General features: G+C 36.6%; 22 protein-coding genes and 1 pseudogene. 7 read left to right on the top strand and 16 right to left on the bottom strand.

Annotated features, from left to right (window positions below):
* The first annotated feature begins 96 nt into the window (after nucleotides 1–96).
* Complete coding sequence (locus tag A6B43_RS06450; RefSeq protein ID WP_124211089.1) at nucleotides 97–528, top strand: DUF5320 domain-containing protein; 432 nt, start codon at nucleotides 97–99, stop codon at nucleotides 526–528.
* On the opposite strand, the gene A6B43_RS06445 is transcribed toward A6B43_RS06450, so the two are convergent.
* The gene (locus tag A6B43_RS06445) at nucleotides 514–954 is read right to left on the bottom strand and encodes a DNA repair protein (protein WP_124211090.1); all 441 of its coding nucleotides are present in this window, start codon (nucleotides 952–954) and stop codon (nucleotides 514–516) included. The two genes, A6B43_RS06450 and A6B43_RS06445, sit on opposite strands and share 15 nt — an antisense overlap.
* Nucleotides 954–1997 (bottom strand): annotated as a pseudogene (locus A6B43_RS06440) (IS1595 family transposase). Before A6B43_RS06440 ends, A6B43_RS06445 begins: the two are co-directional and overlap by 1 nt.
* A gap of 76 nt (nucleotides 1998–2073) precedes the next feature.
* On the opposite strand from A6B43_RS06440, the gene A6B43_RS06435 reads away from it, so the two are divergent.
* Nucleotides 2074–2406: an XRE family transcriptional regulator gene (locus tag A6B43_RS06435; protein ID WP_124211091.1), complete on the top strand. Its 333-nt coding sequence runs from the start codon at nucleotides 2074–2076 to the stop codon at nucleotides 2404–2406.
* A 26-nt stretch (nucleotides 2407–2432) separates the two neighbouring features.
* A complete protein-coding gene (locus A6B43_RS06430; RefSeq protein WP_124211092.1) occupies nucleotides 2433–3074 on the top strand; it encodes a DNA-methyltransferase in 642 nt (213 codons plus the stop codon).
* A 124-nt stretch (nucleotides 3075–3198) separates the two neighbouring features.
* On the opposite strand, the gene A6B43_RS06425 is transcribed toward A6B43_RS06430, so the two are convergent.
* A complete protein-coding gene (locus tag A6B43_RS06425) occupies nucleotides 3199–3864 on the bottom strand; it encodes a hypothetical protein (RefSeq protein ID WP_124211093.1) in 666 nt (221 codons plus the stop codon).
* On the bottom strand, nucleotides 3861–4091 hold the full coding sequence (locus A6B43_RS06420) for a helix-turn-helix domain-containing protein (protein ID WP_124211094.1): 231 nt from the start codon (nucleotides 4089–4091) through the stop codon (nucleotides 3861–3863). Before A6B43_RS06420 ends, A6B43_RS06425 begins: the two co-directional genes overlap by 4 nt.
* Before the next feature lie 268 nt (nucleotides 4092–4359).
* Between A6B43_RS06420 and A6B43_RS06415 the strand changes: the two genes are divergently transcribed.
* On the top strand, nucleotides 4360–4857 hold the full coding sequence (locus tag A6B43_RS06415; RefSeq protein WP_124211095.1) for a hypothetical protein: 498 nt from the start codon (nucleotides 4360–4362) through the stop codon (nucleotides 4855–4857).
* 118 nt (nucleotides 4858–4975) lie between these two features.
* On the top strand, nucleotides 4976–6112 hold the full coding sequence (locus tag A6B43_RS06410) for an IS1595 family transposase (RefSeq protein ID WP_124211273.1): 1137 nt from the start codon (nucleotides 4976–4978) through the stop codon (nucleotides 6110–6112).
* 289 nt (nucleotides 6113–6401) lie between these two features.
* On the opposite strand, the gene grxD is transcribed toward A6B43_RS06410, so the two are convergent.
* Nucleotides 6402–6728: a Grx4 family monothiol glutaredoxin gene (gene grxD, locus A6B43_RS06405; RefSeq protein ID WP_124211096.1), complete on the bottom strand. Its 327-nt coding sequence runs from the start codon at nucleotides 6726–6728 to the stop codon at nucleotides 6402–6404.
* Between the two features lie 56 nt (nucleotides 6729–6784).
* Here grxD and A6B43_RS06400 point away from each other — a divergent pair, with 56 nt between their 5' ends.
* Entirely contained in the window at nucleotides 6785–7165 is a 381-nt protein-coding gene (locus A6B43_RS06400; RefSeq protein ID WP_257792864.1) for a potassium channel family protein, read from the top strand.
* 38 nt (nucleotides 7166–7203) lie between these two features.
* Here A6B43_RS06400 and ettA read toward each other — a convergent pair whose 3' ends face one another.
* From ettA to artP, 5 genes are all read right to left on the bottom strand, one after another.
* A complete protein-coding gene (ettA, locus tag A6B43_RS06395) occupies nucleotides 7204–8874 on the bottom strand; it encodes an energy-dependent translational throttle protein EttA (RefSeq protein WP_124211098.1) in 1671 nt (556 codons plus the stop codon).
* Between the two features lie 186 nt (nucleotides 8875–9060).
* On the bottom strand, nucleotides 9061–9738 hold the full coding sequence (artM, locus tag A6B43_RS06390) for an arginine ABC transporter permease ArtM (RefSeq protein ID WP_124211099.1): 678 nt from the start codon (nucleotides 9736–9738) through the stop codon (nucleotides 9061–9063).
* A complete protein-coding gene (gene artQ / locus A6B43_RS06385) occupies nucleotides 9738–10409 on the bottom strand; it encodes an arginine ABC transporter permease ArtQ (RefSeq protein ID WP_124211100.1) in 672 nt (223 codons plus the stop codon). The genes artM and artQ overlap by 1 nt, the downstream gene beginning before the upstream one ends.
* Nucleotides 10410–10414: 5 nt before the next feature.
* Nucleotides 10415–11140, bottom strand: a complete 726-nt coding sequence (locus A6B43_RS06380; RefSeq protein WP_124211101.1) for a transporter substrate-binding domain-containing protein — start codon at nucleotides 11138–11140, stop codon at nucleotides 10415–10417.
* Between the two features lie 22 nt (nucleotides 11141–11162).
* Nucleotides 11163–11897, bottom strand: a complete 735-nt coding sequence (gene artP / locus A6B43_RS06375) for an arginine ABC transporter ATP-binding protein ArtP (protein WP_124211102.1) — start codon at nucleotides 11895–11897, stop codon at nucleotides 11163–11165.
* 151 nt (nucleotides 11898–12048) lie between these two features.
* On the opposite strand from artP, the gene A6B43_RS06370 reads away from it, so the two are divergent.
* On the top strand, nucleotides 12049–13758 hold the full coding sequence (locus A6B43_RS06370; protein WP_124211103.1) for a protein-disulfide reductase DsbD: 1710 nt from the start codon (nucleotides 12049–12051) through the stop codon (nucleotides 13756–13758).
* A gap of 60 nt (nucleotides 13759–13818) precedes the next feature.
* On the opposite strand, the gene A6B43_RS06365 is transcribed toward A6B43_RS06370, so the two are convergent.
* The 6 genes from A6B43_RS06365 to A6B43_RS06340 all read right to left on the bottom strand — a co-directional run bounded on the left by A6B43_RS06365 (nucleotide 13819) and on the right by A6B43_RS06340 (nucleotide 20976).
* Nucleotides 13819–14799, bottom strand: a complete 981-nt coding sequence (locus A6B43_RS06365; RefSeq protein WP_124211104.1) for a peptide ABC transporter ATP-binding protein — start codon at nucleotides 14797–14799, stop codon at nucleotides 13819–13821.
* Nucleotides 14800–14827: 28 nt separating this feature from the next.
* Complete coding sequence (dppD, locus tag A6B43_RS06360; protein ID WP_124211105.1) at nucleotides 14828–15820, bottom strand: dipeptide ABC transporter ATP-binding protein; 993 nt, start codon at nucleotides 15818–15820, stop codon at nucleotides 14828–14830.
* Nucleotides 15821–15829: 9 nt separating this feature from the next.
* A complete protein-coding gene (locus tag A6B43_RS06355; RefSeq protein ID WP_124211106.1) occupies nucleotides 15830–16720 on the bottom strand; it encodes an ABC transporter permease subunit in 891 nt (296 codons plus the stop codon).
* A gap of 58 nt (nucleotides 16721–16778) precedes the next feature.
* Complete coding sequence (locus A6B43_RS06350) at nucleotides 16779–17783, bottom strand: ABC transporter permease subunit (RefSeq protein WP_124211107.1); 1005 nt, start codon at nucleotides 17781–17783, stop codon at nucleotides 16779–16781.
* A 131-nt stretch (nucleotides 17784–17914) separates the two neighbouring features.
* Complete coding sequence (locus tag A6B43_RS06345) at nucleotides 17915–19510, bottom strand: ABC transporter substrate-binding protein (protein WP_124211108.1); 1596 nt, start codon at nucleotides 19508–19510, stop codon at nucleotides 17915–17917.
* Between the two features lie 146 nt (nucleotides 19511–19656).
* On the bottom strand, nucleotides 19657–20976 hold the full coding sequence (locus A6B43_RS06340; protein ID WP_237306964.1) for a Na+/H+ antiporter family protein: 1320 nt from the start codon (nucleotides 20974–20976) through the stop codon (nucleotides 19657–19659).
* Nucleotides 20977–21013: the final 37 nt, after the last annotated feature.

The raw sequence follows: 21013 nt of genomic DNA, 5'->3' as shown, positions 1-21013 counted from the left end.
AAATTTCGGTATTATGTAGCAGTTGCACAAAGATTTTTTTGATTGTTTCTGCTACTTTTTCCTTATTCTATCAACTTATTTTAGGAATAAGGAAAAATGAAAACCCCACCACTTTACACAAAACTCTCAACCTTGTTATTTAAAGAGATTGAAACCCTTTCTGAGCAGAAGAAAATACTGGAAAAGCAACTTTCTGTTATTGATAAGCAACTAAAATCTTATCAAGATACCTTTGCTTATGCGAATCAAAAACCGCAGAAGCAGAAAATAAAGCAATATGATACCTCAACGAGGAAATATTTAGTAGAAGTATTAAAAACGAATGCGAATGAATGGCTGACGACAGCGGATATTGCTCATAAGGTGGCAGTGTTAGGAGGAAGGACTGCCGAAGGTAGTTTACAACCCTACGGCTCTCGTATTGCCTCAATGCTTTCAGCATTTTCTAAACAGAAAATGGTCGAGCAAAAATCTAACAACCGTGTTATTTTTTGGCGATTAGCATCTTTTATCTCAACGGAGATTTAATTTCCATTTTACATCAGTGACACTCCGAGAATATCGTTCAACAATACCTTTATCAAGCCAATGCTTTAATGCCCCTCTTACGGAAACAGTATGCCCATCAGTGATTAAAGTGTCAGGTTGGTTGTCATATTTAAGGGCAAGTTGGGTTAATTCATTGACGGTAAAATAACGATTAGGGTCGGCTTTCATCAGTTGTATGATAATTTTACGCAGATTACCTTTAAAACGGCGAGAACGGGTCGCATAGACAAACAGCTCTGTATTATAGTCATCGACACGGGCTTGTTCTTGCATAATCTCAAGGCTTTTAGTGAGTGTGGAGAGCTTGTCATTTACAAGGGCTAAATGTTTAAGCACTTGATTGCGTTCACGCTCCAGTGCATTTATTTTCCGTTGTATTTGATTGAGATAGACTTTCTTTGCCATTAATGTAGTACCACTTCTTGAGAAATATGTTTTCGTTGCCAGTAACCGCACCATTCGTTCTTTTCGTTTGAAGTTGAGAGGCACTTTTCTAACACATCACGGAATTGAACACCGTTGGATTGTCTGCGGTTATCTTCACGGTAAGCGGCTTCATTAGCGTAATTAAGTAAGTAACGGTTACTCATTTTATGAACTTGCCCGTAATACATACGTTTAAACCGAGAGAAATAGCTTTCCGCTTGGTTATTGGTTACGTCTAACTCACTGCGATATTCGTCTTTATGATTGACGGTACATAACTCATAAAAAGGCATAAGTATCTCATACGCATTACTTTCATCGGTATTAATGCGAGAGCCACGAGTAATGAGGTTATCAGCAATCTTTTTTACCACGGATTGCGTTTCAGCATAGGTGACAAAAACGTGCGTACTTTTTGCACCACGATGACGATTATTTTCTCTTTTTTCCGTTTCGGTATAATGCTCACGAACAACTATCACACAACGTTTATCAGGACTTTGATTTTCTTTCAGACGATAATCAATGCGGTCAGTTTTTTTATTCGCTTTACGAGGTGCAGGGTGAATGTAAGTGCCGTCCATATCAATTTCGCCCGAAAGCGATTTTAGTTCCCGTTGTACAAGCAAAGCTTTTCGCATTTTTTGAGCCAGTACATAAGCGGTTTTATATTGCACGCCTAAATCACGAGAAAGCTGTAAAGCTGGAATCCCTTTTACCGCATTTACAAACATCACAATAGCAAGTAGGTAAGTTTGAATCGGCAATTTGCGGTTAGCAAAAATTGTGCCAGAGGTTACGGAAAAAGTATGGCGACAACCTTTTATTTTACACCGCCACTGCTTACGGGAAGCAATAAAATAGGCTTGATGACGACAACCACATTGAGGGCAGACTACGTCAGTCTCACTTCCTCAACGTAATTCACACAACAAGGAAAACGCCTGCTTATCCGTCAAGGACATTACCTTGCGGATGGAAAGCATTTTTGCTTGGGAGGAAAGAAGGTAGTGTTGAGCCATAAAACCTTGAGATTTGATTAATTCACATTTATAATATACACAAATGTATAAATAAATGCAAAGGGATTTTATACAAATGTGTATTTCAAAGAGATTACAAAAGGCTTGCTATATTAAAGGTTTGAAATTAAAAGATTTTATTGAAGTCACAGGACTACCTTATCGAACAGGTCAGAGCTATTTAAGCGGTGCAAGAGAGCCAAATGCCGAAGGAATGCAAACAATTTGCACGCAAATGGGTATAAACATAAATTGGCTACTGACTGGCTCTGGAGTAATGTTTGTTGATGAACTTACCATAAATTCCAATAGTGAAGAAGAAACTGCCTTACTAGAAAATTTCAGGAAGAGCAATGAGGTAGGTAAAAAAGCAATCTATCAGGTTGCTAAAGTTTTAGCTGATAATTAAACTTATATAAGTTTTTGGATAAAATAATGAATATTTATAATGATGATTGTATTTCTTTTATGAAAAATATGCCTGACAACAGTGTTGATTTTACTATTACAGACATTCCTTATGATGCAGTAAATCGTAAAAGTAATGGATTAAGAAATCTTGATAAAAGACATGCAGATATATTAACTTTTGATTTGCCTATTTTTTTAAATAGAGTGTACTCCATAACAAAAAATAATATAGTTATTTTTTGTGGCAAAGAGCAATTTAGTGAAATATTTTCTTTTTTTGCCAATAAACAAGGAACTGTTAGACCTTTAGTGTGGGAGAAATCAAACCCAAGCCCTATGAATGGTCAATATGTTTATTTAAGTGGAGTAGAGATGGCTGTTTGGTTTAAGAAAAAGGGATCGAAAGCTTTTAACGCTTATTGTAAAAATACAGTTTTTAAACACCCTAACGGTAGAGGTAAGTTTCATCCAACTGAAAAAAATCATACTTTATTAAAAGAGTTGATCCTAGATAATACTAATGTAGGTGATATTGTTTTCGATCCTTGCTTTGGAAGTGGTAGTCATTTGTTGGTTGCAAAACAATTAAACAGAAAATTCATCGGATGCGAAATAAATAAATCTTATTTTGATGTAGCAAAGAATAGATTAAACTTTCAACTTTAATGGTATATAATATAAATTTTATTACCCAAAATTAGCTTCTATTTTTGAAATGTAAACAAAAAAGAGTTGATAATATTTAAGAGACATAAATATTGGTAACCTTTTATCTAAACAAATTTGTCTGTTACACCTTTTTCGGTTTGAACAGGTATTCCTTTATCTTTTCACCGTTCAACAAAAAGTTCTCCTTATTAGCAAACTTAATAAAAATACAACTTGTTGCTTTTGCTAAATATTCAGCATTCACAGGAATAAATGCTGATCCGTGAACATCAGACAATCCATTTCTCTTTTTGTCATTTAGCTTTACTCTATTAAAGAGTTCTGCTTTTCTATTTTCTAAAAAATTAATAATATCATCTTTTCTTATAATCATTATTTTATCTAAATTGCTATTATCTTTATTTATATCTTGCCCCTTATAAAAGAAAATAATTAAAGCATCTAGGTAATCTCGTTGAAATAACTTTCCGTATTTAATTACTTTTACTTTATGTTTCTTTTCAAAATTATCTATAAATTTTAAATTCTTATCATAGATATAAGATTGTTGAGTATCATCATTTTTATTGACTTCTTTTTGATAAGCTGAAATTATATCTAGTCTGCAATCTCCATAAACATCAAAATTTTTTGAGAATTGAACATCAATCTTGAAACATTCCTGTGCTATTATATCAACATTAGTTATACACTCTAAATTATTTAATTTGCATTTTATCCCAGCTTTATTTAGTAATTCACAAGCAAACTCTTCAGTTATTTTTGTTTCACTATTATAATAATTCATAATTCAACCTTTATAAACAAAGTGGATAAATCAACATTTAGTGCTTTAGCTAAAGAGATAATAGCGTTCAGAGATATATTCCTCTTGCCATTTTCTACACCAGAAATGTAACTTCTATCTAAACCAGCTCTATACGCTAGTTCTTCCTGATTCATTTCCTGTTCAATCCTCAGCTCTTTAATTCTGTTTCCAAAAGAGATAAGGGCACTCTTTTTATTACTATTCATATTCAAATTTTAATAAAAGAAAAACAAAAATCTATTGACTATAAGTAACAATTCTTAATAAATTAAGTGTTTTTTTGGAAATCGTAAAACTACTTGACACACCAAATTAAAATCGACTAATATAAAATTTTTATATAAAAATCCTTTCATTTTGATGTTTGAATATTAAGCCTTACTTAAAAGGTTTAAGTTTATAAATCACAATGAGGGGATTTTTTATGTGTAATTGACGGAGTATAGTATACGAAAAATTATTAAAGCTCCTCCAATGAATGTGGATTTAAAACAGATGAACTACGATGAATTTAAGCGGTTTATGCAGGATTTAGCTGCACTTTATTCAGGCGTGAGTGATGATGGTTGGATGGCATTGCACGATACCTTGAAAAGTCTGGCAGTGATAGTACGTTCACCTATATCAAAAATAATGAAAAATGGCAATGAAGTATTGCAATATAATCCATTTGGGTTCTATGGTGCGTATGAAATTGCTGACAATCAGGTCGTGATGGCATTATTTTATGCCGAATTTAGCGAAGATAAAGTCGATAATCGGGGCTTTATGTATTGCGAACTCGCAACAAAGGTCTGCTTTGCCGAAGATGATAGATTACTACGTTGCCCGCATAACGTGCGTGAGCGTTTAACCCAAATTGATTATGTGAATGCCGTCGAAATGGTTTATCCAGTCGAGCAATCGAAATCTGACATACAGCAACTAAGAAACGAACTTAATAACAGGCTCAAGCCTACGATAAAACATTAGTTTTGATATTTTAATTTACCCTTTTCTACTTTTTGTTCAAATCTAAAGGTAAAACAAAGTGCAGCCTAGTGCGAAATAGGCTGTGATTATTAATTTAACATTTGGAAAGAGCCAAAAGATAATACAACATTACCTACTTTCCCAAACATCTCGCAGCCTATCCTTAAAGCAGATTTTTCGTTTATCCGAAGATGAAGCCTTTAAACTGATGAAAGCGGCTCGTTGGGGCAATCCTGATAATCTTCACGATGTTTGCTGTCCTCATTGTAACACACGCCACAATGCTTATTTTCTTGCTTCTCGCAAGCGTTGGATGTGCAAACATTGCAAACGTTATTTCTACATTACCACCAACACCGCTTTTGCCTTTCACAAACTTCCTTTAGTCGATTTACTGGCAGCGATTACCCTATTTGTGAATAGCGTGAAAGGCATTTCTGCCATTACCCTAAGCCGACACTTAAACATTCAATACAAAACTGCCTTTGTACTGTGCCACAAGTTGCGTGAAGCCCTATTCAAAACCCGTGATTTAAGCCCATTACAAGGGGAAATTCACGAAGATGGAGTGTGGATTAACTTCAAGCAACGTCCAACCAACTATCGTAAAAACCACTATAAACAGCAACAAAAAGCCGATAAGCAAGGGCGAAGATTTCCCAAATTTAGACCGACTAAACGCTGCATTCTTAGCTTAGTGCAACGTGCCGCCAATGATGATACCTTACAAGGCTCAAATCGAACCCTTGTGGCAATGGATTACAGCGAAAGTGCCAATACCGTATTGGCAATGAACCACCAATTTGTAAAGCAAGGTAGCGATATTTTCTGCGATGAAAACCCGGCCTATTCAAGCCTAGATTTTCACTACACCAGATGGGCAGTCAATCATCAAGAAACATACAGTGCCAAAGGCGTAAATAACAATCTGGCAGAATCCTTTAACGCAAGATTCCGTGATTTACATCGTGGCGTACATCATAAATGCGACAATAAATATGCTTTGCATTACGCCAATCAAGCAGCGTATATGTCGGACAACCGAAGAAAATCTAATGGAGAACTATTCCAAGACGTGCTAAAACGTTGCCTATGGGTATTGCCGCTAAGAGAATGGGTCGGCTACTGGCAAGGTAATCATCGTTATGGTGAGATTATCGGAATGAATGCTTTTGCACCCGAAGAAATTTCCCAAACCTATTTCAACGCTTTGAATGAGCGAATGCAGTACGAGCAAGAGCTATTAGCTGCGTAGATTTAGCCCTGAATCTAGTCGAATGCAAGTAAAGCAGCTTACCTTTCACAAGGTTGAGCGGCATCGCTACGTTTATTGTCGGGAAACTGGAGCGTGAAAGCGAATAAAATTAGCAAGCTGGCGGGAAAATCGGCTAAAATACCCCAAAGAAATGCCCTTAACCTTATTTATGGGGGTTAAGGGCATCAATATTTTAACTGCGGTTAAGTATGTGTTTCGGGCTTTGTGCAACTGCTACATAATACCGAAAAATTTTGCTTAACTAACCGCTTATTTCAATTATATGTAATTACGCTGGATGTCTTTCAGCAACTTCTTTAAGTAATGTTTGAAGTTCACCTTTTTGGAACATTTCCAATATGATATCACAGCCACCTATCAATTCACCTTCAACCCATAATTGTGGGAATGTTGGCCAATTAGCATATTTTGGTAATTCTGCACGAATATCTGGATTTGTTAAAATATCAACATAACCAAAAGGCACTTGGCAATTAATCACCGCTTCAACTGCACGAGCAGAAAAACCACAAGATGGGAATTTTGGCGAACCTTTCATATATAACAAAATTGGGTTTTCACTAATTTGTTTTTGAATTCTTTCAATTGTTTCCATTGTTTTTCTCCTAAAAATATTACTCAACTTAACTATTTTACCGTGTTTTAGGTAGAATAACACGCTATTTTCATACGCTTACTTTTTTAAGGATCATAATGCAATTAGAACAACAAAAAAAACGACTAAAACATTTTTCTAAGGCGGTCTTAACCGATATCATTCTTTATGGCTTACTTCTCTTCACGCTTGCCGTAATTTCTGGCGCAGCCACATTTTATCATCATATTGAAGGTTGGAATTGGGTAGATTCTTTCTATTTTTCAATTATTACTATTTCAACAGTCGGCTATGGTGATTTTTCACCCCATACTGTTGCAGGTAAAATTTTCACAATTTTCTATATCTTAGTAGGATTGGGTTTATTCGTGAGCGTAACTGCAAATCTTGGTAGCCATTTATACAATTCACTCACACTTCATAAAGAGCAAAAATAATTGAAAAAAATCCAACCGCAAGCGGTTGGATTTTAAGTTTATTTTGCAATTCGTTTATATTTAATACGATGTGGTTGAACTGCCTCAGCGCCGAATGTTTTCTTCTTCCACTCTTCGTAGTCTGTAAAGTTCCCCTCATAGAACGTTACTTTACCTTCATCACCATAATCTAAAATATGAGTAGCAATACGGTCTAAGAACCAACGGTCGTGGGAAATAACTAAGGCACAACCAGGGAATTCTAAAATCGCATTTTCCAACGCTCGAAGTGTTTCAACATCAAGATCATTGGTTGGCTCATCGAGTAATAAGACATTTCCGCCTACTTGAAGCAATTTCGCTAAATGTAAACGTCCACGTTCGCCCCCCGATAGTTCACCTACCCGTTTTTGTTGATCAACGCCTTTAAAATTAAACCGCCCAACATAAGCACGGCTTGGGATTTCAAAGTTGCCAATACGCATAATATCTAAGCCACCAGACACTTCTTCCCAAACTGTTTTCTTATCGTCCATTGCATCACGGAACTGATCAACTGATGCCATTACGACCGTTTCGCCTAAAGTAATTGAGCCAGAGTCTGGTTTTTCTTGCCCTGATAACATTCGGAATAAGGTTGATTTACCTGCACCATTTGCTCCGATAATACCAACAATCGCTCCTTTTGGAAGACTAAAAGAGAGATCATCAATCAACGTACGATCACCGTAAGATTTTGTAAGATGCTCAACTTCAATCACTTTATCCCCAAGACGTGGACCTGGCGGAATAAAGAGTTCATTCGTTTCATTACGTTTTTGATATTCACCACTGTTCAGCTCTTCAAAACGGGCCATACGGGCTTTGCTTTTCGCTTGACGGCCTTTTGGATTTTGGCGAACCCACTCTAGCTCTTTTTCAATGGATTTTTGACGAGCAGATTCTGTCGCTTGCTCTTGAGCTAACCGTTTCTCTTTTTGTTCTAACCAAGAGGAATAATTTCCTTCCCAAGGAATACCTTCACCACGGTCAAGCTCTAAAATCCAGCCGGCTACATTATCTAAGAAGTAACGGTCATGGGTAATCGCAACAACAGTACCTTCATAATCGTGCAAGAAGCGTTCTAACCACGCTACCGATTCTGCATCTAAATGGTTTGTCGGCTCATCAAGTAATAGCATATCTGGTTTTTCAAGCAATAAACGGCAAAGAGCAACACGGCGACGTTCCCCACCTGAAAGATGCTCAATTTTAGCGTCCCAATCAGGTAAGCGTAACGCATCTGCTGCACGTTCTAGTTGGTTATCTAAATTGTGTCCATCATGTGCTTGAATAATCGCCTCTAAATTAGCTTGTTCTGCTGCTAATTTATCAAAATCTGCATCAGGATCAGCATATAAAGCATACACTTCATCTAAACGAGTAAGCGCTGTTTTAACCTCACTTACTGCTTCTTCAATCGCTTCACGTACAGTTTGTTGTGGGTCGAGTTTTGGTTCTTGCGGAAGATAACCAATCTTAATGCCTGGTTGAGGGCGAGCTTCCCCCTCTATATCTTTATCAATACCTGCCATAATACGTAGTAAAGTTGATTTACCCGCACCATTTAAACCAAGCACACCGATTTTTGCACCAGGGAAAAAACTCAATGAAATATCTTTCAAAATATGTCGTTTTGGCGGGACTACCTTACCAACACGATGCATTGTATAAACAAATTGTGTAGACATTATTCCATTCCTTCTTAAGAAAAATCATTAATATTTTACTTGAAAACCTTGTGTAAATATAGCGTAATCATCTTTGCAAAAATAGCTATCATCTGACCGCTTATAAAACCAAACATGATTTTACTCCCAGTTTCATATCAAACATACAAACATAAAAAAGCGTGATTTAACACGCTTTTTTATGCTTTAACTATTATTCACTCGTTCAAAGACTAAAGCTTTTCGCTCAATTTGGCGCAAAATAAGCGTCATAATACCAGTAATCACTAAATAAATAATGCCCGCAATTCCATAAATAGTTAATGCGTCATATTCTGTTCCGTACAATTGACGAGCATATCCCATTATATCCATAATCGTAATAATAGAAGCTAAAGACGTACCTTTAAACACAAGAATAACCTCATTACTATAAGAAGGTAATGCTCGTTTTAACGCATAGGGAATTAAAATTTTTAATGTTTGCAATCGATTTAATCCAAGCGCTTCACAAGTTTCCCATTGTCCTTTTGGAATCGCCTTGACCGCACCGTGAAAAAGTAATGTTGTATACGCTGCACTATTTAATGCTAGTGCAAGCATTGCACAGAACCAAGCATTTGAAAATAATGACCATAAAGGGCTATTTACAATCCAATCAAATTGACCAGGTCCTGCATAAATAAGGAAAAACTGTACTAATAATGGTGTCCCCGTGAAAAGCGTTAAAAATCCCTGAATGATCCCTTTAATCCATTTATTTTCCATTGAAAGAAAGAAGGTCAGCAAAATGGCAAGGAAAAAGGCAATCAATAATGCAACAAACGTCAGTAATAAGCTCGTTGGAATTCCTTGTGCAATCTTAAAAAAGTATTCAACAAACATTAGATAGCACTCCTTTCAAATCGGGTAAAACGCCATTCTAAACGACGAATAAACACTTGGCTTACCAAGGTAATAACCAAATAAATCAACGCAGTGACACCATACCAAGTAAAAGGTTGGTGAGTATTGGCATTAACTAATTCTGTTTGTCTCATCAAATCCTGCACCCCAATTAGTGAAACTAATGCAGTATCTTTAAGTAATACAAGCCATTGGTTACTCAATCCTGGCAGTGCGTGCCGCCATACCTGAGGCATAATAATATAAATAAAAGTATAAACACGACTTAATCCTAACGCAGCTCCCGACTCCCATTGCCCTGCAGGAATTGCTTGAATAGCCCCTCGTAATGTTTGCGAAGCATAAGCAGCAAAAATTAACGAAAGAGCAACAACGCCACAGCCAAAAGCTCCTAGCTCAACATAATCGCCAACTATAAGTTCTAAAATTTCAGGTGTTCCAAAATAAATTAGAAAAACAACTAAAATTTCAGGCAGCCCACGTAATAAAGCAATTAAAACTGATGCAGGTTTACTGATCATCAACAATCGGTTCGTTTCTAAAGAAACAAATAAAATCGCCAAAATCAGTCCTAACGCTAAGGCACAAAGTGCCAGCCCTAACGTTGTTAGGGCGGCATTTAAAATTAAAGGGATATATTCAACAAACATAGAATCTATTTGCTCATCCATTTATCATAAATTTTTTGATACTCGCCATTTTGTTTAATTAACTGAATACCTTTATTGAGACTTTCAACCAATTCTGTATTCGATTTTTTGACCGCGATACCTAAGCCATTATTAAAATAACGTTTGTCTGTTATACGTTCACCGATTGAAACAAGTTCCGTATTTTTTGCAAGCATATCTCTTAGCACATCGGTATCACCGAAAATAATATCAATACGTCCATTTTTTAAATCTAATACCGCATCTTGCAAACTTGCATAAGAATTTGCTACGAATTGTTTTGCTTCCGCATTAATATATTGCTGATAAGTTGTACCATTTTGTACACCAACTTTTTTAGCTTGTGTTAAATCTGCAATTTTATCTTTCACTGTAATAAAACTTGCTGAACTCTCATAATAAGAGTCAGAGAAAGCAACTTGCTTTGCCCGAGCTTCCGTAATATCAATTGCAGAAATAGCCGCATTAAATCCGCCACGTCCTTTAATTAAGCTTGGAATCAACGCATCAAACGCCTGGTTTTTAAAATGACAAGTGGCGTTAATTTCTTTACATACTGCATTTGCAATATCAACATCAAAACCAATGATTTCCCCTTTTTCATTCGTAAATTCAAAAGGCGGATAGCTCGGTTCCATCGCAAATGTAATCTCTTGTGCATTAGCAAAAGCTGATCCGGCTAATAAAGCAGTTAAAATTAATTTTTTCATTGTGTTTACCTCTTTTTTAGTTTTAGTGTGAATGGGATAAATAGTTTGCAAATTGGGCTGTTTTAGGATGTTCAAAACAAGTTGCATTGCCTTGCTCAATAACCTTTCCTTTCTCCATATAAACCACTTTTGTTGCGACTTTTCTTGCAACCGATACTTCGTGTGTAACAATAACTTGAGTTATTCCTGTTTGTTTTAGTTCCTGAATAATATCAACAACTTGAGCAGTAATTTCAGGATCTAACGCAGCTGTTGGTTCATCAAATAATAAGACTTCAGGTTGCATCATTAATGCCCTAGCAATAGCAACACGTTGCTGTTGCCCGCCAGATAAATGTAACGGAAAGCGCTCAGAAAAATCAGACAATTTCAACCGAACTAATAATCCTTTTGCTCGCTCAATAGCTTTTTCTTTACTAAGCCCTAACACTTTTATAGGAGCTTCGATCAAATTTTGCATTACAGTAAAATGTGGCCACAAGTGGTATTGCTGAAATACCATTCCCACATTACGCCGTAGTAAAGCAATTTGCTTGCTATCCGCTTTAGTTGTTAAATCAAAATGGTGATTTGCAATATCTAGTTCACCAGACTGTGGTACTTCTAATAAATTCAACGTCCGAATCAACGTACTTTTTCCTGCCCCACTTGGCCCAAGAAGTACTACCGTATCTCCTTTTTCAATATGTAAATTGATATCGAATAAGGCTTGATTTTTGCCATAAAAAAAATTGACATTGCTAATACGAATCGCCATTTTAACTTCAAATCCTATCTAAACGCGCTAATTTGAATAGATATTATTTTTTATTGAATAATTATGCAAGTGATTTTTTCTAAATATGACTATTTTATTGGTAAAAAATAGACAACGTATTACAATCACTCTCTACCAATAAGGATTTACTATGTTTATACGTTTTTTTACCTTTTTTAGCTTACTATTTTTACCACTTTCAAGTACGGCAAATTTATTTGACGCACAGCCTAAATATCTTACTAGTGATCAAGCGTTTGATTTTTCATACCAATATGCTAGTAAACAGTTACAGCTCAATTGGCAAATTGCTGACGGCTATTACTTATATAAAAAAGAAATTACTGCACAAAGTAATACGGGCGATCCGATTCCCCTTAATTTTCCTGATGCTGAAACACATAATGATGATTTTTTTGGTCTTGTTGAGATTTTTCGTAATCAACTAACCTTACAGCTTCCTATTGAAAACTTGCCCCAAACAAGCGAGATTGAAATTCACTATCAGGGCTGTACAAAAGGCTTTTGTTATCCACCTGAAACAGTAAAAATACCTATACAAGCGGTCAGTTTCGATCAAAAAATGACTTCTTCTGCTGAAAATTCACCTTCTTCACCAACAGAGCAAAATAAATTAGCTACTGCACTTTCAGATAGCCATCTTTCTATCTTTTGGTTCTTTATCCTAGGGCTTGGGCTGGCATTTACACCTTGTGTATTACCAATGTTGCCTCTACTTTCTGCAATTGTTATTGGTAGCCGACAACGTCCTAATAATATACGCGCCTTTACACTGAGTTTTACTTATGTGCAAGGTATGGCATTGACTTATACCTTACTGGGTTTGCTCGTTGCTTCCATCGGATTACCTTTTCAGGTTGCTCTACAAAGCCCACCAGTACTTATCGGGCTTTCAATTATTTTTACTCTTTTGGCTCTATCAATGTTTGGATTATTTACGCTTGAATTACCTTATCGTTGGCAACAAGCGCTGAATAATTTTAGCCAAAAGCAACAAGGCGGATCTTACCCTAGCGTCTTTGTAATGGGTATGATTGCAGGCCTTGTCGCTTCACCTTGTACCTCTGCCCCACTTTCTGGAGCATTACTCTATGTAGCACAAAGTGGCGACTTATTTACAGGAGGGTTAGCCCTATATTTACTCGCATTAGGAATGGGATTACCTCTTCTTTTAATCACAATTTTCGGCAATAACATTCTGCCAAAATCAGGGGACTGGTTACTCAAAGTTAAAATCTTATTCGGCTTTGTAATGTTGGCCTTACCGATTTTCTTACTCACTCGTCTACTTCCTGCTCAATACGAAGCCCTACTATGGTCTGCTTTAGGCATCGCTGTATTAGCTTGGTTATATGAGCAATTCCAATCAAATAGGTTGTGGAAAAAAGGGCTTAAAATATTGCTCTTAATACTACTCGCATTAACTACAAAGCCTTGGACAGACTTTATCTGGCAAACAGATAAAAACCAAATCCAAACACAAACATTCCAACGAATAACAACACTAACCGAATTAGAACAACAGCTTTCAGCGCATAAAGGACAGAAAGTGATGCTAGATCTCTATGCTGATTGGTGTGTCGCTTGTAAAGAATTTGAACATCAAACATTCAGTGATCAAAACGTGAAAGATAAATTGAATAACCTACTTGTATTGCAAGTCGATATGACAAAAAACTCAACAGAGAATAAAGCGATAATGGAACATTTCCATATTCTTGGGTTACCGACAATTCTGTTCTTTGATGAAAATGGCAATGAGCTGAGTCAATCAAGAATAACAGGGTTTATGCCTGCAAAACCATTCTTAGCTCATTTAGATACTCTTAATAAAGAGTAGAAAATAAAAAGCGGTAAGATTTTTGAAATCTTACCGCTTTTTTAATACAGTTGTTTGATACTACTCAACCATAAAACAAGCAATTTTTGTACCATCTGAATAAGTTCTTAACTCTGGACGCTCGTGTTTACAACGCTCATTCGCTAAACGGCAACGAGCGTGGAATGCACAGCCTTTTGGTGGATTTAATGGACTCGGTAATTCCCCTGTTAATTTAATCCGCTCACGATGATTGCCTACATTTAAGCGTGGTGTTGCAGAAAGTAACGCCTCAGTATAAGGATGTCGAGGATTGCTAAAGATTGCTTTTGTTTCACCTTGCTCAACACAACGCCCTAAATACATAACCATTACTTCATCAGCAATATGTTCAACCACAGATAAATCGTGAGAAATGAAGACATAAGAAAGCCCCATCTCCTCTTGTAATTCCATCATTAAATTAAGCACTTGTGCTCTAACTGATACATCAAGAGCAGAAACGGGTTCATCTGCCACCACAATATCTGGCTCAAGCATTAGCCCTCGAGCAATAGCGATTCGCTGACGTTGTCCACCTGAAAACATATGTGGATAACGATCATAAAACTCTGTTTTCAGCCCAACTTTTGCCATCATTTCGAGTACTTTTTCTTTCCGCTCTTTTGCTGAAAGCGTAGTATTGATAAGCAATGGTTCTTCTAAAATCGTTCCCACTTTTTTACGAGGATTAAGTGAAGCATAAGGGTTTTGAAAAACAATCTGAATTTTTTGGCGACGTAGTCGTTCTGTTTCTCGATCATTAACAAGGAAATTCTGCCCATTGTAAAAAAGCTCACCCTCTGTTGGGCGTTCAATTAACGTAAGCATTCGCCCCAACGTTGATTTTCCACAACCAGACTCACCAACAATGGCTAATGTTTTACCTTTATCTAAACGAAAAGAAACACCATCAACCGCTTTAACTAATTTAGGTTTAGTAAATAATCCTTTTTTGACGGGATAATATTTTTTAAGATCAACCGCATCAAGAAGCGGTCGGTTTTCAATATTTTTTTGCATATTTATATTCTTTATTTAGCGACGGCTCTCATACCCAATTCAACTTACTTGGTATACCCTCTTTATTTAATGGCGTATGACATTTCACTTGACGTCCTTCAATTACGCTTAATTCAGGCTCTTTAGTGCGACAAAGCTCTGTAGCATAAGGGCAACGTGGATTAAGTAAACAGCCATTCGGGCGATCATATTTACCTGGTACAACGCCAGGTAATGATTGCAGACGAGATTTTCCTTCTGAAAACTCAGGTAAAGCACGTAATAACGCTTGAGTATAAGGGTGAAGCGGATATTTAAAAATTTTATCTGCACTACCTTCTTCTACCACTTGCCCTGCATACATCACAATAATCCGATGAGCAGATTCTGCCACTAACGCAAGATCGTGAGTAATTAGGATCAACGCCATATTTTCTTTACGTTGTAATTCAAGCAGTAAATCAATAATTTGCGCTTGAATGGTAACGTCCAATGCTGTCGTTGGTTCATCTGCAATTAATAATTTCGGATTACAAGCAATTGCCATCGCAATCATCACTCGCTGGCTCATTCCACCAGAAAGCTGATGAGGGTAAACGTCAAGACGAGATTGTGGATCAGGAATACCCACCATAGTAAGTAATTCAATTGCCCGTTCTTTTCGCCATTTTTTATTGCCGCTTTGATGAACTTTTAATGCCTCCATAATTTGAAAACCAACGGTATAACTTGGATTTAGGCTTGTCATCGCATCTTGGAAAATCATTGACACATCAGCACCAACAATTTTCTGTTTTTCTTTAGGGCTAAGTTCTAATAAATTATTGCCATCAAATTCTAGTGCCTTTGCATAGACTTTACCTGGATAATCAATCAGCCCCATAATTGCTAAAGAACTCACTGATTTACCCGACCCAGACTCACCGACAATGCCTAATACTTCGCCTTTATTCACTTTATAACTAATTCGATCTACCGCTTTAAATGGGGAGTTTTGATCTCCAAAATGTACGGAAAGTTCATTTACTTCTAATAATGCCATTTTCCGCTCCTATTGTTTTAATTTTGGATCAAGGGCATCACGTAACCCATCGCCCATTAAATTAAATGCAAGTACTAATGATAGAATAGCTAGACCAGGGATCGTAACCAACCAGTTAGCTGATTGCATAAAACCACGAGATTCTGCTAACATTGTGCCAAGTTCGGGGGTTGGCGGTTGAGCGCCAATGCCTAAAAAACCAAGCGCAGCTAATTCTAAAATTGCGTTAGAAATCCCCATTGTCATCTGCACAATAAGCGGTGCTAAACAATTAGGTAAAATTACAATAAACATCAAACGCCAAACATTTGCGCCTGCCACTCGAGAAGCGGTAACATAATCACGATTTTTTTCACTCATCACAGAAGCACGCGTTAAACGAACATAGCCAGGAATAGACACTACCGCAATTGCAATCGCTGCGTTTATTAAGGAAGGACCAAGAATAGTAACAACACCAATGGTTAATAATAGACTTGGAATTGCCAACATTATATCAACAAAACGCATAATCAAGATATCAACAGTCCCACCATAATAGCCTGCAAGTAAACCTAAAATTACCCCAAAAACACAAGAAAGAAGAACAATAACAAAACCAATAAAAACAGAAAGTCGAGCCCCGTAGATAATACGAGAAAGAATATCTCGCCCAATATCGTCTGTTCCTAACAAATAGGTAGAGTTTCCGCCATCAAACCAAGCAGGGGGAAGCAATAATGCTGTGCGATTTTGTTCAATTGGATCAAAAGGTGAAATGATTCCAGCAAAAACACTACTAAAGAAGACTAATACAATAAAAGCCAGACCAATAACTGCACCTCGATTTTGACTAAAATAATGCCAAAATTCTTGTAATGGTGTTTTCGGTACAGGGGAAGTTATTTCTATACTAGACATTGACAACTCCAACAAAAATATCGTTCTTGCCTAGTTAAACAGGAACGATTAAATAACTTTAGGTATGGCGAATCCGAGGATTGATAACTCCATACACTAAATCAACAGCCAAATTGACTAAAATAATTAACGTAGAAATAATTAAAACAGAACCTTGTAATACAGGATAATCTCGAGAATTGATCGCATCAATTACCCATTTCCCAATACCAGGCCAAGAAAAAATATTTTCAGTTAAGACTGCGCCCGATAATAATTGCCCAATAATTAATCCAACTACGGTTACCACAGGAATTAAGGCATTACGCAAAGCATGGACAATAACTACTCTTGTTGTGCTTAATCCTTTTGCTTTTGCTGTACGGATATAATCTTCACCTAAAACTTCAAGCATTGATGAACGAGTCATACGAGTAATAATTGCTAGAGGAATTGTTCCTAAAACAATTGCGGGTAAAATCAATGACTTAATCGCCGCCCAAAATGCTCCTGGCTCATCAGAATTCCAAGTATCAATCAGCATAAACCCTGTATTACTTTCAATCCAAAACTCAGATGGCAGCCTACCTGAAGCAGGTAGCCCAAGAGGAGTTGAAACATACAGAATTAGAATTAATCCCCACCAAAAAATAGGCATTGAATATCCTGTTAAAGACATTGACGTAACTAAATGAGAAATCCAAGAATTTTTCTTTACCGCTGCAATAACGCCTAGAAAAACGCCAAAAATTAATGACCATCCTAAGGCAAAAAAGGCAAGTTCAACCGTTGCAGGAAAAAGAGTAAAAAACTCCTTTAATACTGGTTCATTATTACGGAACGAATTACCTAAATCACCATGTAATACGCCTTTTATATAACTAAAATACTGCTCTGGTAATGGGCGATCTAAGCCTAACTGTTGCATCATTTGTGCGTGTATTTCAGGTGTAAGCCCACGTTCTCCCATTCGGATCTCAATTGGATCACCAGGAATTAAATGCACTAAAGCAAAAGTAATTAAAGTAATTGCCAGAAATGTTGGAATTACCATTAAAATACGTTTAAAAATAAATTGAAACATTCAAAATCTCTTTTTTGGGAAGGATTGTTTCTAAAATTATAGAAGGCGTATTTCTACGCCTTCTCAATAACAAGCGGGACTATTCTACTCGAAATTTGCAAAAATTTTAGTAAATTTTACCGCTTACCTCGTTATTTTTCTAAATCAACCGAATAGAAATCGTGAAGACCAAATGGGCTAACTACATAACCTTTTACCTCTTTCCGTACAGGAAAATAAGTGGTTGAGTGTGCAATCGTAATCCACGGCGCTTGTTCTTTAAAAATAACTTGAGCTTGTTTATAAAGATCAGTACGTTTAGCAATATCCGTTTCTTGTACTGCTTGTTTAACTAAATCATCAAACGGCTTATAACAAAATTTAGCATAGTTTGAACCTGCTTCAAGCGATGAACAACTTAACAAGGTATTTAAGAAATTATCTGGATCGCCATTATCGCCAGTCCAACCCATCATTCCTGCACTGTCTTCACCTGCCCGCATACGTTTGAGATATTCTCCCCACTCATAGCTAACAATTTTAGTTTTAACACCCACTTTTTCCCAATCTGCTTGAATTAACTCTGCCATACGGCGTGCATTTGGGTTATAGGGGCGAGAAACTGGCATTGCCCACAAATCTGTCTCAAAGCCATTTTCAAAACCTGCTTCTTTAAGCAATGCTTTTGCTTTTTCAGGATCATAATCGTAGTCTTTTATATCATCATTATAAGACCACATTGTAGGCGGAATAGGATTTTTTGCTTTCTGCCCCGCACCTTGATAAACCGCATCAATAATAGCATCTTTATTTACAGCATAACTCAATGCTTGACGAACCTTCACATTATCAAAAGGTGCTTTTTGTACATTAAAATTCAAATAACCAATATTTAACCCTGGACGAGTGAGTAGTGTAATATCTGAGTCATTTTTTAATTTCTCAATATCTGCAGGGTTTGGATACGGCATTGCGTGACATTCGCCTTTTTTCAATTTTGCATATCGTACAGACGCATCTGGTGTAATAGAAAAAACTAAACGATCAATTTTCGATTTACCACGCCAATAATCAGCAAAGGCTTTAAACCGAACAGCAGAATCTTTCTGATATGAAACAAACTCAAAAGGCCCTGTGCCAATTGGTAAATTATCAACTTTTTCTGGCGTTCCTGCTTTTAACATTTTATCCGCATATTCTGCTGAAAGAATTGAAGCAAAATCCATTGCTAAATTTGCTAAAAATGGAGCATTCGGCACATTTAAATTTATTTTCACCGTGTAATCATCAACTTTTTCAACATTCGCAATGATATTCTGCATATCCATTCCAATGAAATATTCGTAATTACCACCTGATACTTTATGATATGGGTGGTTTTGATCACGCTGGCGTTCAAAAGAAAATACAACATCATCTGCATTGAAATCACGGGTTGGTTTAAATTCTTTATTTGATTGGAATTTCACTCCTTTACGCAGATAAAATGTATAGGTTTTACCATCTTCTGAAATATCCCATTTTTCTGCTAATGCAGGAATCACTTCGGTAGTACCAGGGGCAAATGTCGTTAATTTATCGAAAATGGTTCTGCTTGCTGCATCTAGTGTTGCACCATCAGTTCCCAGTTGTGGGCTAAGAAATGAGGGCGAAGACTCAAGACAGTAAATAAATGTTTTTGGGCTAGCCATTGCTGAACTAGATACTATAGCTGCTGCAAGTAGGGTAAGTTGCGTTAATTTTTTCATTTTCACTCCAAAATATATTGTTATAAGTATGTTTTGATTTTGTTAAAACCGAATATACAAGTTTTTTTATGAACTGCAATACTTTTTTTTATGAAATTGACAAATTATTTAACTAATCTTACCGCTTACTTACAATTAAAAACCATTTATAAGACCATTGCTGCCAACCAACCAAACGCCAATAAAGGAACATTATAGTGCAAGAATGTTGGTACAACGGAATCCCAAATATGATCATGTTTTCCATCTGCATTTAGCCCTGATGTTGGTCCTAAAGTTGAGTCTGATGCGGGTGATCCCGCATCGCCTAGTGCTGCTGCTACCCCCACAATAGAAATAGTCGCAAGTGGTGAAAAACCAAAAGAAATACATAGTGGCACATAAATTGTAGCGATGATCGGTACTGTAGAAAATGAAGAACCAATGCCCATCGTAATCAATAACCCCACTAATAGCATCAAAAATGCTGCCATCTCCTTACTACCAATAGTCCCCTTCAAACTTTCCACTAATTCCGCTACACCGCCCGTTGAATTCACAACATTAGCATAACCAGAGGCAGCAATCATCACAAAACCGATCATCGCCATAAGCCTCAAACCATCTTGGAAAATATCATTACTCTGTTTTAATTTAAATACTCCACCTAAAGCAAAAATAATCAGCCCAACTACCCCTCCTAAAATTGTAGAATTAGTCGAAAGTTGTACCGCACAAGTTGCAATAATTGCAGTAATACTAATAGCTATATTAATAGGTTTTACTTGGGTAACTCTACGTTCAATATCATCATCAACGGCAACGGTATTCTGCTCTACATAAATACGAGGCTTACGGTAACTAATAAAAATTGCAATAAATAAACCTAAAATCATTCCTATCACTGGAATTGCCATTGCTTTTGTGACTTCTGTAACATCCGCAACTAAACCGAAAGGCTGGCCTGCATTATTAATATTTTTCACTAAAATACTTTCAATAAAAATTTGTCCAAAACCAGCTGGAATCAGCATATACGTTGCGGTTAAACCAAATGTAATTGCACAAGCAATGGCTCTACGGTCAATTTGTAATTTATTTAAAACCCCTAATAGCGGTGGCACAACGATTGGAATAAAAGCAATATGTACCGGAATGACATTTTGTGACGCCATTGAAAAAATAACCAACGTAAATAAAATTAGATATTTAAACCAAAGCACAGAACGATCTGATGGGCGTTTTCCAAATCCTCGAATAACTTTATAAGCTAATAGATCCGTTACCCCTGATTTTGATAATGCAACAGCAAATGCGCCAAGTACCGCATAATTCATTGCCGTTTCCGCACCGCCACCTAATCCACTGGTAAAGCTAGATATTGTTTTCCCCAGCGCATCAGTTAATGCCATTCCATCAGCATAATGCCCTAAAATGCCACAAATAATCGCTGCAATAATCAATGCAATCACTACATTAATTCGCATTAGGCTTAATGCAAGCAAAACAATGATTGAAATGACG

Origin of the sequence: Vespertiliibacter pulmonis (assembly GCF_013377275.1) — a bacterium.
In the GTDB taxonomy this organism is placed as follows: Bacteria; Pseudomonadota; Gammaproteobacteria; order Enterobacterales; family Pasteurellaceae; genus Vespertiliibacter; species Vespertiliibacter pulmonis.
This window is presented reverse-complemented; position numbering and strand designations above follow the sequence as displayed.

What these genes read in the sequence shown, in the direction of transcription:
- A6B43_RS06430 (WP_124211092.1), top strand. Translation starts at nt 2,433, where the DNA reads ATGAATATTTATAATGATGATTGTATTTCTTTTATGAAAAATATGCCT.
- A6B43_RS06445 (WP_124211090.1), bottom strand. Translation starts at nt 954, where the DNA reads ATGGCAAAGAAAGTCTATCTCAATCAAATACAACGGAAAATAAATGCA.
- A6B43_RS06435 (WP_124211091.1), top strand. Translation starts at nt 2,074, where the DNA reads ATGTGTATTTCAAAGAGATTACAAAAGGCTTGCTATATTAAAGGTTTG.
- artP (WP_124211102.1), bottom strand. Translation starts at nt 11,897, where the DNA reads ATGGCGATTCGTATTAGCAATGTCAATTTTTTTTATGGCAAAAATCAA.
- A6B43_RS06350 (WP_124211107.1), bottom strand. Translation starts at nt 17,783, where the DNA reads ATGTTTCAATTTATTTTTAAACGTATTTTAATGGTAATTCCAACATTT.
- dppD (WP_124211105.1), bottom strand. Translation starts at nt 15,820, where the DNA reads ATGGCATTATTAGAAGTAAATGAACTTTCCGTACATTTTGGAGATCAA.
- artM (WP_124211099.1), bottom strand. Translation starts at nt 9,738, where the DNA reads ATGTTTGTTGAATACTTTTTTAAGATTGCACAAGGAATTCCAACGAGC.
- A6B43_RS06345 (WP_124211108.1), bottom strand. Translation starts at nt 19,510, where the DNA reads ATGAAAAAATTAACGCAACTTACCCTACTTGCAGCAGCTATAGTATCT.
- A6B43_RS06450 (WP_124211089.1), top strand. Translation starts at nt 97, where the DNA reads ATGAAAACCCCACCACTTTACACAAAACTCTCAACCTTGTTATTTAAA.
- A6B43_RS06380 (WP_124211101.1), bottom strand. Translation starts at nt 11,140, where the DNA reads ATGAAAAAATTAATTTTAACTGCTTTATTAGCCGGATCAGCTTTTGCT.
- A6B43_RS06340 (WP_237306964.1), bottom strand. Translation starts at nt 20,976, where the DNA reads ATGCGAATTAATGTAGTGATTGCATTGATTATTGCAGCGATTATTTGT.
- A6B43_RS06355 (WP_124211106.1), bottom strand. Translation starts at nt 16,720, where the DNA reads ATGTCTAGTATAGAAATAACTTCCCCTGTACCGAAAACACCATTACAA.
- A6B43_RS06365 (WP_124211104.1), bottom strand. Translation starts at nt 14,799, where the DNA reads ATGCAAAAAAATATTGAAAACCGACCGCTTCTTGATGCGGTTGATCTT.
- A6B43_RS06415 (WP_124211095.1), top strand. Translation starts at nt 4,360, where the DNA reads ATGAATGTGGATTTAAAACAGATGAACTACGATGAATTTAAGCGGTTT.
- artQ (WP_124211100.1), bottom strand. Translation starts at nt 10,409, where the DNA reads ATGTTTGTTGAATATATCCCTTTAATTTTAAATGCCGCCCTAACAACG.
- A6B43_RS06370 (WP_124211103.1), top strand. Translation starts at nt 12,049, where the DNA reads ATGTTTATACGTTTTTTTACCTTTTTTAGCTTACTATTTTTACCACTT.
- grxD (WP_124211096.1), bottom strand. Translation starts at nt 6,728, where the DNA reads ATGGAAACAATTGAAAGAATTCAAAAACAAATTAGTGAAAACCCAATT.
- A6B43_RS06420 (WP_124211094.1), bottom strand. Translation starts at nt 4,091, where the DNA reads ATGAATAGTAATAAAAAGAGTGCCCTTATCTCTTTTGGAAACAGAATT.
- ettA (WP_124211098.1), bottom strand. Translation starts at nt 8,874, where the DNA reads ATGTCTACACAATTTGTTTATACAATGCATCGTGTTGGTAAGGTAGTC.
- A6B43_RS06425 (WP_124211093.1), bottom strand. Translation starts at nt 3,864, where the DNA reads ATGAATTATTATAATAGTGAAACAAAAATAACTGAAGAGTTTGCTTGT.